Raw genomic sequence first — 11,723 nt, forward strand, 5'->3', positions numbered from 1 at the left:
GATTTTAACAAACTTCAAACCAAATTACAATAAAATAACGTAAAATTTTAAAAAGGTAGAGTTTGCAAGCAAAGGTTTTTGAGTATTTTAGTGGCGAGTTTGATTGCGAAATTTTAATCGTAAGCGATGAAAAAGAGGCGTTTTTATGCTCACAAGCGACCGAATTTTTAGGGATTAAAAGCTTTGTTTTGCCAGATTTTAGAGCCGAGTTTGGCGATGATTTACGCTCATTTTCAAGTGAGCTTTTTGAAATTTCAAAAACACTTTCACAATTTTATAAATTTAGTGGCAAAAAGCTTCTAATCGCCCCATTTCACACACTTTTAAACAACCTACCAGATAAAAAACACCTACAATCAAAGACGATAAATTTTGCTGATAAGCTAAATTTTAACGACCTAGCCGATGAGCTTTTAAGGTTTGGCTATGAGAGCGTTGATATTGTTGAGAGCAGGGGCGAGTTTAGCATTCGGGGCGAAATTATTGACATTTTTAGCGTTAGCAGCGATGAGCCTTGTCGGATTTTGTGCTTTGGCGATGAGGTTGAGAGCATTCGCTACTACTCGCCAGCCACGCAAATAAGCCTTAAAACCGAGCTTGAAAGCATTGAAATAACGCCGTTTGTGGCAAATTTAACTAAGAGCGAATATCAAAAAGCAAACGCCAAAATTGACGCCATAAGCACGGACGCCTTAATTAGCGACCTAAATTCGCTTGGATTTTGGGCGATTGATGACTTTGTGGATTTTGTTAAAATTTACAAATGCAAGTTTTTAAACAAGATTGATTTTAGCCTTTATGAGCGTGATTTTTCAAAATTTAATGGCATTAAAATTCTCCCAGACGCCAAAATTTACAGGGATTTAGAAGTTAGTTTAAGCGCGGATTTTTTTATGCTAAATGCAAAAAAGGAGATTTTGCTTCTTTCAAACACAAAAATGGCGTTTGACGCCCTAAATTTAGGCGAATACGAAAATGTAAAATTTAGGCAAAGTCCGTTTATTTTAAACATAGCAAGTAGCGATAAAGTCATCGTTTCAATCAATAAAGTCCAAAAAAAAGAGCGGACTAAAAAGCCATCGCTTGTCGTTGATGAGCTAAAAATCAATGATTATGTGGTGCACGAAGAATACGGCATAGGTCGCTTTTTGGGGCTTGAAAAGATAGCGGTTTTGGGTGCTACTCGTGAATTTGTAGTCATCGCTTATGCAAATGATGACAGGCTACTTTTGCCGGTTGAGCATTTAAATTTAATAGACAGATATATTGCTGTAAATGGCTCGGTCGCCGTTCTTGACAGGCTTGGCAAGGCAAGTTTTGCAAAACTCAAAGAAAAAGTAAGAGAAAAACTATTCATCATCGCTTCAAAAATCATCGCTCTTGCTGCCCAGCGTGAGCTAATTAACGGCATTGTGATTAAAAAAGATGATTTAGAGTATCTAAAATTTATCCAAAACGCTGGATTTAGCTACACAAAAGACCAAGAGAGTGCTGTGGCTGAAATTTTAACTGATTTAGAGAGCGGTAGGGTTATGGATAGGCTTTTAAGTGGCGATGTCGGCTTTGGCAAGACAGAAGTTGCGATGAATGCCATTTTTGCTTGTGTTAAAAGTGGCTATCAAGCCCTATTTTTTGTCCCTACCACGCTTTTATCAGCCCAGCACTACAAAAGCCTAGTTGAGCGGTTTAGAGAGTTTAATATCGCTGTTTTTAGGCTTGATAGATTTACTAGCACAAAAGAGAAAAAAGCTCTAACAAATGCCCTAGAAAACGGCACTCCGCTCGTTTGTGTCGGCACACACGCACTTCTTAGCTTAAAGGCACAAAATGTCGGGCTAATCATCATTGATGAAGAGCATAAATTTGGGGTAAAACAAAAGGAGAAATTAAAAGAAATTTCATCAAATTCGCACCTTTTATCAATGTCAGCCACGCCAATCCCTAGAAGCCTAAATATGGCTTTATCAAAAATCAAAGGCTACTCAACCCTAAAAACACCGCCAAGCTCACGTCTTGAAGTTAGAACATCTGTTCGTGAATTTGATGAAAAGATAGTAAAAGAGGCGATTTTGCGTGAGCTTAGACGTGCTGGGCAGGTTTTTTATATCCATAATCACATTGCTGATATGATGCAAACGGCTAAATTTTTAATGAAACTAATTCCAAAAATTCGCATTTTAATCTTACACTCAAAGATTGACGCAAAAACCACTGAGGATGAGATGATGAAGTTTGAAAACGGCGAATACGACGTGCTTTTATGCACGAGTATTGTTGAGAGCGGTATTCACCTGCCAAACGCAAATACAATCATCGTTGAAAACGCAAATAAATTTGGCATAGCCGACCTTCATCAGCTTCGTGGCAGGGTCGGCAGGAGCGATAAACAGGCATATTGTTACTTTTTAATTGATGATAAAAATGCAATTAGCGATGACGCTTTAAAACGCCTTGTTGCATTAGAGAGCAACTCAACGCTAGGCAGTGGGGCAGTTTTAGCCTATCACGACCTTGAAATTCGTGGCGGTGGCAATATCGTAGGCGAGGCACAAAGTGGGCATATTGAGGCCATTGGCTACTCGCTTTATCTTAAAATGCTTGAAGATGAGATAAATCGCCTTTTAAACCAAAACGAGCCAAAACGCAAAAATTTAGAGCTAAAATTAAGCATAAATGCGTTTTTAAACCCAGAATTTATACGTGAGGACAGGCTTAGATTGGAGCTTTACAGAAGGCTTAGCAAGTGTGAAAATGTAGGAGAAGTTTTTGAAATAGGGGTTGAAATTGAGGATAGATTTGGTAAAATTGACACATTTACAAAGCAGTTTTTAGATCTAATTATCATTAAGATAATGGCTACAAATTTAGGCTACAAAGCAATCTCAAATGCTGGGCAAAATATCGTTTTAACAGCCCAAAGTGATGAGAAAATCCGCCTAAAATCGCACAGTCTTGATGATGATGATATTTTAGCCGAGATTATGAAATTTTTACGAAATTCTAAGGAGTTAAAATGATAGACTGGACAAGAGATTATGCGGCGATTTTTAAGCCAAATAGGGGACTTTGCGTGGTAAAAGACATTGATTTTGTTGATATTAACTCGCTTGTTGGGCTTAATACTCAAAAAGAGCAGTTAATAAAAAACACACGTGATTTTTTAGACGATAAGGACGCAAATCACGCACTGCTTTGGGGCGAAATGGGGTGCGGTAAATCAAGCCTAATTAAGGCTGTTTTTACGAAATTTTACACGGATGGACTTAGGCTGATTGAGCTATTTTACGATGATTTACGCTACCTTTCAGATATTATTGATGAGCTTAGAGATAGCGAGTTTAAATTTATAATCTTTTGCGATGATTTAAGCTTTGAAAACGGCAGCAGGGATTATAAATTTTTAAAGCCACTAATGCAAGGTAGCATTGAAAAACCGCCAAGAAATGTCCTAATTTATGCCACTTCAAACCGCAGACACCTAGTAAGTGAGTTAAAAAGCGATAATTTAGGCACTGAAATTTTAGATGGCGAGATTCATTATGGCGACGCTGTGCAGGAGAAAATCTCGCTCTCAGATCGCTTTGGACTTTGGATTAGCTTTTATCAGGGCAATTTTAGCGAGTATCTGCAAATCGTTGATTTTTATTTTAAAGATATTAATGTAAATAAAGAGCTACTTCACGAAGCAGCAAAGACCTACGCAACGCTTAGAGGCAGCCGAAGTGGTCGCACGGCAAAGCAGTTTTTTATGAGCTATAAAGACAGGATAAAATGAGCGTAACAGAGCTATTTTTAAGGCTATTTTTACTCTATAAAGATAGAAATTTAGCCTGGCCAAATAATGGTAGTTTTGAGGTGGTCGTGGGTGCGATTTTGGTGCAAAATACCGCTTGGAGAAACGTTTTAAAGGCGTTAGAAAATTTAAAAAACGCAAACGCTTTAAGCGTTGATGGCATTTTAAATTTAAGCGTGAATGATTTAGCGATTTTGATTAAGCCAAGCGGATTTTATAATACCAAAGCAAAACGGCTAAACACGCTAGTAAAAGCGATAAAATCGGACTTTGGCGACTTTGAAAATTTCAAAAATAGCGTAAGCAGGGAGTGGCTTTTGGGCGTTAAGGGCGTTGGATTTGAGACGACAGACGCCATTTTAACCTACGCTTGTTTTAAACCAGAAGCCATTGCAAGTGCTTATGCGGCACGAATTTTAGCCACTTTTGGCTATGAGTTTGAAAGCTATGATGAGCTAAAAGAGCATTTGGGCGGACTTGACTTTGCTAAAATTTACAAAGCTACAAATTTAAGCGATGAAAACGCCGTTTTTGACCTTTTTCATCTGATGATTATTGAGTTTTGCAAGGAATTTTCAAGCGGTAAAAAAATATCGCAAAAAGGGCTAGAAATTTTAAATTTCTAAGTAAAGTTTTTAAAAATTTACGATATATTTATGCCTACATTTTTTAAGGAGCTATGATGATATATGAAAACATCACAAAAACCATTGGCAATACGCCGATAGTTAAGTTAAAGTCGGCTGACGATGAGGCTGAAATTTACGCTAAGTTGGAGTTTTTTAATCCAGGCGGTTCGGTTAAGGACAGAATAGCGTTAAATATGGTTGAAAAAATGCTACAAAACGGCACATTAAAGCAGGGCGATACTATCGTTGAGCCAACAAGTGGCAACACCGGCGTAGGCGTGGCTATGGTCGCAGCTGCACTTGGATTTAAGGTCATCTTTTGTATGCCTGAGAGTATGAGCATTGAGCGTAGAAAGATAATGGCAGCTTATGGCGCTACTCTTGTTTTAACAGAGGCTGCTAAGGGTATGAAAGGTGCAATAGCAAAGGCGACCGAGCTAGCTAGTCAGCCAAATCACGTGATGTTAAGCCAGTTTGAAAATCCATTTAACCCTGACGCTCACGCTACATTTACTGCAAAAGAGATTATGGCTGATTTTGCCTCTCTTGACGCATTTGTTTCTGGTGTAGGCACTGGCGGGACGATAAGCGGTGTAGCAAAGACGCTAAAAGCAAACAGCTACGCTACAAAATTCATAGCCGTTGAGCCAGAATCAAGCCCAGTTTTAAGCGGTGGCAGCCCAGCTCCACATAAAATTCAAGGCATAGGTGCTGGATTTATCCCAAACACGATGAATATGTCAATTGTTGATGAGATTGAGAAAGTAAGCAACGATGACGCCTTTGCTGCTTCAAGAGAGCTTGCTAAGACGCAGGGCATTTTTCTAGGCATTAGCGGTGGTGCTGCTTATGTGGCAGCTAGACGCGTAGCAAAGCGACTAGGCAAGGGCAAGAAGGTGCTATTTATCGCCCCTGATAACGGCGAGAGATACCTAAGCACCGAGCTTTATGGAGCTTAAAATTTGAAGATAATTGATGAGATAAAAGAGCTAGTTTGTGTGGTCAAAGAAAAAGACCCGTCTGTAAATCGGTGCTGTTTTTGGGCGATTTTGATAAATACGCCGGGCATTCACGCCGTGCTTTTTCACAGGCTTTCGCATAAAATTTATGAGAAAAACCACCCATTTATCGCTCGTTTTATCTCGCAAATCGCTAGATTTTTAACCGGCATTGAAATTCACCCCGGTGCAAAAATAGGCAGGCGTTTTTTCATTGACCACGGTATGGGCGTGGTCATTGGCGAAACGGCTGAGATTGGCGATGATGTTATGCTTTATCATCAGGTCACGCTTGGTGGCACTGGCAAGGAGTGTGGCAAGCGTCATCCCACGCTAAAAGACGGCGTGGTCGTGTCGGCTGGGGCGAAAATTTTAGGTGCGATTACGATTGGTGAGAATGCTAAAATCGGTGCAAATTCAGTCGTGATAAAAGACGTCCCAGATGATGCAACTGCCGTTGGCATACCTGCTAAAATCGTGCGAATCGGCGGTAAAATTTATGAGCCTGAATATACGATTTAAGGTTTTACTTTTGAGCGATAAATGCATTTTAAATTTTAAGTTTTAGCCACTAAATACAAAGAGTTTGCACGTTTTTACGCCAAAGTCCTAAAATTTTAGAAAATCTAAAATTTAAAACGTATATTGCACCCTGTTTTTAAACATATCAAAATTTGCAAATTTTTTAGTCAAATAAAATTAAACCCAAACACACCTAAACCATAAAAAACGCAATAAAACAAACAGCTAAAAACATCGCTGGGGCAGTGCGTTTGGCTAACTCAACCGGACTTACCATAGCCAGTGAGGCACAGATTATTGCCGCACATGCTATTGGCGATGAACTACGACCAAGAGCCCCTGAAATCGCCGCTGCCATACCTAGATCTGTTTGTTTGTAGCCAAAATCGGCAGCGTGGATCGTTACGGCTTGATTAAACGCCATAGCAGCAGCGTCGCCAGAGCCAGTAACTACGCCCATAGCGTAAGGCACGAACGTCCCGCCATATTTTGCAAATTCTGACGAGCCTTTTAGCCACAAAATCACAGCGTCAATCGCCCCACACGCTTTAAGCCCTGCTACAAAGACCCCAGCGGCGATGATGATACCGATGACTTCGGCGTAGGCAGAGCCCATACCGCTAAAAAATTCCTTTGTGATTTTTTGCGGATTTGTTTGCGTGATGAAAATGGCTATTATCGCACCCAAAATCATCGCCTCTGCAACGCCCATTTTTGTCCATTTTAGCCACGAAATTTGATTTAGCGATGTGCCACCGATGATTAAAATCACAAGTGGGATTAGTGGCGTGATAGCGTAAAGGACGTTGATTTTTGGGCTTGTCGCCACGATTTCGCCGTTGTTGGTGTTAAAATTTTGCCCTTTTGAGAAATCCTTAAAGAAAATCGCACTAACACAGAGCATTACAAGCACGATAAGAGCGGCTGCTAGGGCGTTTGGTAGCTGCACGGCGATGACATCTTGCACGTTTAGCTTTGCCATATCAGCGACAAAGACATTGTGAGCTGAGCCCGGGCTTAAAACCGACCCAAAAGTCCCAGCAAAGACCGCAGCCCCAGCCATAGCTGGATGCACACCAGAGCTCATTAGAAGCGGTATTAGCGTGGCACCGACCGCCGCTGAGCACCCAGCAGCCGAAGGGATAGCGATATTTATCAGATAGGTGGCACAAAATGTGAGCGGTATGAGAAAAAAGCCGACATTTCGCATAGGTTTGGTTAGCAAAAGCACCAAATGCTCATCGCACTTTGTAAATTTCATCACGTAAGCAAAGCCCATAGCCGCACAAATCGCCTTAATCAGCCCAGCTTGTGTCATTGATTTTGTAAATTCATTAAGTGCCATCATCGGATTTAGGGCGACCACGCAAAGCACCAAGCCAACGCCAATAAGCACCGTTCTAGTCTCGCCCTTTCTGATTAAAAGATAGATGACGGCAAAGAGTCCGATTATGGCACAGATGATTTTGTAGTCCATTTTGCCCCTTTTGTTTTATTTGTATTTATACTATAATTACTATTAATTTAAAAAATTTGCTATTTTTAAATGAAAATTTGCCTTTTTTCTGTTACGAATTTACACGCTATCTGTTTAAAATTTTCAAGGATAAAAGAGTGAATGTAAATAATTTAGAAAATCCGATTAAGTTTTTAGCAAGGCATAAATGATTTGCTTAAAATGTCACACTTTAAAAATTTCATTTGGATTTATAAACTTAGTTTGCTTTTTATATCTCATTTTTAGCACAGCTTCATTGCCTATCACTCTTGCTTCATCGCCTAAAATTTCAAGCCCAACACCCTCTGGTAGGGCGTAAATCGTGCTATTTTGATTGATTATCAAAAACTCTTCAAGCCTTTCTTCTCTGCTTTCGCCGTTGTGATTTGCTATTTTGCCACTGATAAAATGTGGGTTGATTTGGTGTGGCAAAATTTCTAAGGCTTTAAAGCTCTCTGGGTAGATTATAGGCATATCATTTGTTGTCATCATCGTATTACCAGCGATATTTGCACCTGCTGACCAGCCAAAATATGGTGTGCCACTCTCGGTTTTTTGCTTAATTAAATCAATTAATTTAAATTTATAAAGATAATACATCAAAACAAAGGTATTGCCACCACCGACGGCTATGATTTTTGCATTTTTTACGGCTGTTTGCGGGTCGGTAAAATGATGAATTGAGCGGATATTTTCGTATTTTAAGCACTCTTTTACCTTTGCTTCATACTCATCGTTGCTTCTCCTAACACCTGCATAAGGTATAAATAAAATTTCTTCGCCAAAAACGCCGTGCTTTTGCAAAAAATCGCAAATCCACTCCCTACAATGCGTCAAATATCCAGTATTTTTATAGCCTGAGCTACTTAATAAAAGTGCTTTTTTCATAAAAATCCCCCTTGCTACTATTTGCTGATTTTAAGACTACGTTTTTTAGCAGTTTCGTGCCGTTTATGATATCATCAAAGCTTGTAAATTCGCTTGGGTTGTGGCTTATGCCGTTGCGAGATGGCACAAAAATCATAGCCGTTTTGCAAAATTCGCTAATATTCATCGTGTCGTGCCCAGCTCCACTTGGCATAATTACGTGTTTTAGCCCCAAATTTCGTGCTTCTTGCGAGATTAATTCTATTAAATCTTTATCTAAAACACTTGGATTTTCGGTTGAAATTTGCTTGATTTTGTAGCTAAAATTTCTGCTTTTTTGGATATTTTCTATCTCGTTTTTTATCTCGTTAAAGGCTAAATTTCGGCTCTCTAAATCGGTTGAGCGAAGATCAACTAAAATCATCGCTTCGCCCGGTATTACGTTTATCACGCCCGGTTTTACCACGCAGTTGCCACACGTTGCCACCACGCTTTTGTCGGCGTATTTTTTAGCCACACGCTCAACCGCTAAAATTATCTCAGAAGCCACACATAATGCATCATTTCTATATTGCATTGCTGTTGTTCCAGAATGTCCTGCTGTGCCTATGATTTTTATACCAAAGCGGTGTGGGGCAGCTATGGCACTAACCACGCCGATTTGTAAATTTTGGCTGTGTAAAAGCGGACCTTGCTCTACGTGAAGCTCAAAAAAGCTATCATAATCTAGGGCTCTGTTTTTGATTTTGTCTAAATTTGCTAAATTTAGCCCATATTTTTGAAAAATATCTGATAAATTTTCGCCACGAAAATCCTTTAAAACCTCTAATTTTTGCCTATCAAGCTTGTGTGTCATCGCCTTTGACCCAAGCATTGAGATATTAAATCTAGTTGATTCTTCGCAGGCAAAAATTACAAGTTCAAGCGGTCTTTTCGTGATTATGCCGTCATCATCAAGGCTGTTTATAACTTCAAGAGCGGCTAAAACACCCACCACGCCGTCATATTCGCCACCATTTATTACGCTATCAAGGTGTGAGCCAAATGCCACGGCTTTAAGCCCACTTTCTCTGCCGTAACGCCTTGCAAAGATATTGCCTATCTCATCAACCTCCACTTTAAGGTTGGCATCGCTTAGGTGTTTTATCATTAGCTCTTTTAAAATTTTATCGTGGTTTGTGTAAGCAAGACGCGTGATACCAGCACCAAAAGTGGTGTCTGTGATTGAGTTTATCTCTTTAAAAAGTGATTTTAGCCTTTTTGAATTTATACTCATATTTGCTCCACATTTTAAATTTATTTATAATTGTAGCATAAAAATGTGGTTTTTTGTTTAAAATTTAGATTTAATGAGAGAAAATTAAATGGTGCGATTAGCGAGACTCGAACTCGCACACCTACTGGCACTACCCCCTCAAGATAGCGTGTCTACCAATTCCACCATAATCGCAAAAGCCCCAAAAATAGGGGCTAAAAAGCCTTACGCTTAGCCAAGCATTGGGTTTGCGTAAAGAACAATAAGTGTAATAACAAGTGCGTAAATAACCTGTGCCTCAACCATCGCAAGTGCGATAAACATTGTAGTCATAAGTTTGCTACCTACGCCCGGATTTCTAGCTGTGCCACTGATTGTAGCGGCTGCTGTGTTACCCATACCGATAGCACCACCAAGTGCTGCAAGACCTAAGCCAACACCAGCTGCGATAACCGAAGCTGCTCTAATTAGTGAGTTATTCATCTCGCCATCAGCTGCAAAAGCAAGCCCTGCAAGACCTAAAAGTAAAAAAACGACTTTTTTCATCGTTGCTCCTTGTAAATTTCAAGCCCCTTTCGGATCAATCCCCTACTTAGAAACTTTAAGGGCGTATGATACAAAAATAAAGCTTTGATTTACTTAAAATTTGTTTTTTATTCGTTTATAAATTTTCAAATGGCAAAAAAGTGAAAAATTTATTTCAAAACGATACAAATTTTCTAAAAATATTAAAATTTTGTTTATCATTTATGAAAAATAAAAGGTTTTTTATGTTACTTTTATGCCATTTATTTTAATTTCATTAAGTTTTTTAGGATTTTGTATGAATAAATTTAGCAAAATCGGCTTTGTCCTTGCTATGGCTGGGTCGGCTGTGGGACTTGGCAATGCGTGGAAATTCCCAACAATGGTCGGTAATAACGGCGGTTCGGCGTTTATCGTTTTGTATTTGGTGCTTACTTTTGGCATTGCTTTTGTGGCGTTTTTAGCCGAGCTTAGCATTGGCAAACTTGGCGAAACCGACCCCGTGCATTCGCTTTACAAACTCGCTCCAAAGCACAAAAAGCAGTGGAGTTTGGCTGGATTTTTTATGATTGGTGCGGTGCTTATCGCTTCGTTTTATATGGTTGTGATTGGCTGGATTGTAAAGTATATTTACATTAGTTTTAGCTCGCTGCCTAGCGATACTACGCAATCTGGCGCGATTTTTGAGTCGCTTTTATTTAGCGAGGCTCTTAACTCCATTTTATGTTTTACGCTTGTTTTTATCATCGTTTTTTACGTGGTTTCAAAGGGCATTAAAAGTGGCATTGAACGCCTAAATGTCTGGATGATGCCGACACTTTTTATTTTGCTTTTGGTTATGTTTTTTTATTCGCTTAGTATGGGCGATGGCTTTTTAAAGGCGGTTTCGTTTCTTTTTGTGCCAGATTTTTCAAAAATCACGCCAGAGATTGTGCTTCAAGCACTCGGACTTGCATTTTTCTCGCTCTCAATGGGCGTTTGCGTGGTGCCGACATATGCAGCTAGCTTGCCTGATGGCACAAATTTAGTAAAATCAACGCTCTCAATTATTTTTATAAACATTCTAATCGGCATTATGATGGGGCTTGTTGTTTTTACCTTTGTTTTTGCGTATAGCGGCGATACCACACAGGGCGGACCGGGGCTGATTTTTGTTAGCCTTACGACACTTTTTGCAAAGCTTGGCGTAGCTGGTAATGTCCTAGCTGTGGCGTTTTTTACATCGCTACTTTTTGCAGGCATTACGAGTGCGGTTTCTATGATTGAGCCGTTTGCCTTTTATCTTATAAATAAATTTGGTTTTACACGCAAAAAAGCCCTTGTGATGATTGCCGTTTTTGTCTATATTTTGGGTATTTTTTGTGTGCTTTCATATTACAAGCCAACAAGCGAAAATTTTGTATTTTTTAACAAGCCGTTTTTTGATGTGCTTGATTATTTGACATCAAATATCATAATGCCACTTGCGGCGATTACATTTAGCATTTTTGTGGGTTTTGTGCTTAAAAAAGAGGGGCTTTTTATACTTTTTAGCACTTTTATGAGCAAAAATCTCTTTGAAATTTGGTATTTTATGCTTAGATTTGTCGTGCCTGTGGCTGTTTTTGCGATTATGCTGTATCAAATTTTAAAGTAA

Annotated in this window: 10 protein-coding genes and 1 tRNA gene; 6 read left to right on the forward strand and 5 right to left on the reverse strand. The window is 39.3% G+C overall.

From position 1 onward, the window contains the following. Nucleotides 1-62: 62 nt before the first annotated feature. The 5 genes from mfd to epsC are packed head-to-tail and all read left to right on the forward strand — an operon-like array spanning nucleotide 63 to nucleotide 5,942. Nucleotides 63-3,017 (forward strand): transcription-repair coupling factor, encoded by a 2,955-nt coding sequence (gene mfd / locus NYG85_RS04090; RefSeq protein ID WP_284937210.1) that lies wholly within the window; start codon nucleotides 63-65, stop codon nucleotides 3,015-3,017. After that, nucleotides 3,014-3,775 (forward strand): ATP-binding protein, encoded by a 762-nt coding sequence (locus NYG85_RS04095; RefSeq protein WP_284937211.1) that lies wholly within the window; start codon nucleotides 3,014-3,016, stop codon nucleotides 3,773-3,775. The genes mfd and NYG85_RS04095 overlap by 4 nt, the downstream gene beginning before the upstream one ends. After that, on the forward strand, nucleotides 3,772-4,419 hold the full coding sequence (locus tag NYG85_RS04100) for an endonuclease III domain-containing protein (RefSeq protein ID WP_284937212.1): 648 nt from the start codon (nucleotides 3,772-3,774) through the stop codon (nucleotides 4,417-4,419). Before NYG85_RS04095 ends, NYG85_RS04100 begins: the two co-directional genes overlap by 4 nt. A 56-nt stretch (nucleotides 4,420-4,475) precedes the next feature. Beyond that, on the forward strand, nucleotides 4,476-5,381 hold the full coding sequence (cysK, locus tag NYG85_RS04105; protein ID WP_284937213.1) for a cysteine synthase A: 906 nt from the start codon (nucleotides 4,476-4,478) through the stop codon (nucleotides 5,379-5,381). Nucleotides 5,382-5,390: 9 nt separating this feature from the next. After that, entirely contained in the window at nucleotides 5,391-5,942 is a 552-nt protein-coding gene (gene epsC, locus NYG85_RS04110; protein WP_284937351.1) for a serine O-acetyltransferase EpsC, read from the forward strand. Nucleotides 5,943-6,135: 193 nt separating this feature from the next. On the opposite strand, the gene dcuC is transcribed toward epsC, so the two are convergent. The 5 genes from dcuC to NYG85_RS04135 all read right to left on the reverse strand — a co-directional run bounded on the left by dcuC (nucleotide 6,136) and on the right by NYG85_RS04135 (nucleotide 10,108). After that, entirely contained in the window at nucleotides 6,136-7,419 is a 1,284-nt protein-coding gene (gene dcuC, locus NYG85_RS04115) for a C4-dicarboxylate transporter DcuC (protein WP_284937214.1), read from the reverse strand. Between the two features lie 204 nt (nucleotides 7,420-7,623). Then, a complete protein-coding gene (pepE, locus tag NYG85_RS04120; RefSeq protein WP_284937215.1) occupies nucleotides 7,624-8,328 on the reverse strand; it encodes a dipeptidase PepE in 705 nt (234 codons plus the stop codon). Then, a complete protein-coding gene (locus NYG85_RS04125) occupies nucleotides 8,303-9,583 on the reverse strand; it encodes a M20 family metallo-hydrolase (protein ID WP_284937216.1) in 1,281 nt (426 codons plus the stop codon). The genes pepE and NYG85_RS04125 overlap by 26 nt, the downstream gene beginning before the upstream one ends. Before the next feature lie 89 nt (nucleotides 9,584-9,672). Continuing rightward, nucleotides 9,673-9,757, reverse strand: a tRNA-Leu gene (locus NYG85_RS04130). 36 nt (nucleotides 9,758-9,793) lie between these two features. Further along, nucleotides 9,794-10,108, reverse strand: coding sequence for a F0F1 ATP synthase subunit C (locus NYG85_RS04135; protein WP_284937217.1), 315 nt, complete (start codon nucleotides 10,106-10,108; stop codon nucleotides 9,794-9,796). A 277-nt stretch (nucleotides 10,109-10,385) separates the two neighbouring features. Here NYG85_RS04135 and NYG85_RS04140 point away from each other — a divergent pair, with 277 nt between their 5' ends. Next, nucleotides 10,386-11,723, forward strand: a complete 1,338-nt coding sequence (locus NYG85_RS04140; protein ID WP_284937218.1) for a sodium-dependent transporter — start codon at nucleotides 10,386-10,388, stop codon at nucleotides 11,721-11,723.

This window comes from Campylobacter gastrosuis, from assembly GCF_030249845.1.
Taxonomy (GTDB): domain Bacteria; phylum Campylobacterota; class Campylobacteria; order Campylobacterales; family Campylobacteraceae; genus Campylobacter_A; species Campylobacter_A gastrosuis.

Coding starts and splice junctions, on each gene's coding strand:
- NYG85_RS04095 (WP_284937211.1), top strand. CDS start 3,014: ATGATAGACTGGACAAGAGATTATGCGGCGATTTTTAAGCCAAATAGG.
- NYG85_RS04100 (WP_284937212.1), top strand. CDS start 3,772: ATGAGCGTAACAGAGCTATTTTTAAGGCTATTTTTACTCTATAAAGAT.
- cysK (WP_284937213.1), top strand. CDS start 4,476: ATGATATATGAAAACATCACAAAAACCATTGGCAATACGCCGATAGTT.
- dcuC (WP_284937214.1), bottom strand. CDS start 7,419: ATGGACTACAAAATCATCTGTGCCATAATCGGACTCTTTGCCGTCATC.
- pepE (WP_284937215.1), bottom strand. CDS start 8,328: ATGAAAAAAGCACTTTTATTAAGTAGCTCAGGCTATAAAAATACTGGA.
- NYG85_RS04125 (WP_284937216.1), bottom strand. CDS start 9,583: ATGAGTATAAATTCAAAAAGGCTAAAATCACTTTTTAAAGAGATAAAC.
- NYG85_RS04135 (WP_284937217.1), bottom strand. CDS start 10,108: ATGAAAAAAGTCGTTTTTTTACTTTTAGGTCTTGCAGGGCTTGCTTTT.
- NYG85_RS04140 (WP_284937218.1), top strand. CDS start 10,386: ATGAATAAATTTAGCAAAATCGGCTTTGTCCTTGCTATGGCTGGGTCG.